Genomic DNA, 667 nt, shown 5'->3' with positions numbered 1-667 from the left:
GCGTATACTACACCGACCCTGCCGAAAAAGCCGTCATCGCCGCCGCCCTCAAACGCGAGCAGCAAAAATACCAACAGCCCCTCATCGTCGAAAACGAGCCGCTGAAAAACTTCTACGACGCCGAGGAATACCATCAGGATTACCTGATTAAAAACCCCAACGGCTACTGCCACATCGACATCCGCAAAGCCGACGAACCGCTGCCGGGCAAAACCAAAGCCGCCCCGCAAGGCAAAGGCTTTGACGCGGCAACGTATAAAAAACCCAGCGCTGCCGAGCTCAAACGCCTTCTGACCGAAGAGCAATATCAAGTTACCCAAAACAGCGCGACCGAATACGCCTTCAGCCACGAATACGACCATCTGTTCAAACCCGGCATTTATGTGGACATTGTCAGCGGCGAACCCCTGTTCAGCTCTGCCGACAAATTCGATTCCGGCTGCGGCTGGCCGAGCTTCACCCACCCGATTAACGCCTCTGCCGTTACCGAACACGATGATTTCAGCTACAACATGCGCCGCACCGAAGTGCGCAGCCATGTCGCCGATTCGCACTTGGGACACGTCTTCCCCGACGGCCCGAAAGACAAAGGCGGCCTGCGCTATTGCATCAACGGCGCAAGTTTGAAATTCATCCCTTTGGAAGAAATGGACGCAGCCGGCTACGG

1 protein-coding gene is annotated in these 667 nt (G+C 55.9%); it reads left to right on the top strand.

Annotated features, from left to right (window positions below; all coding sequences use genetic code 11):
- Positions 1 to 667, top strand: a 667-nt coding sequence (gene msrB / locus ACTHUM_RS17040) for a peptide-methionine (R)-S-oxide reductase MsrB (protein ID WP_440403559.1), incomplete at both ends; no start/stop codon positions are given.

The organism is Neisseria sp. P0021.S006 (assembly GCF_051956895.1).
This window is presented reverse-complemented; position numbering and strand designations above follow the sequence as displayed.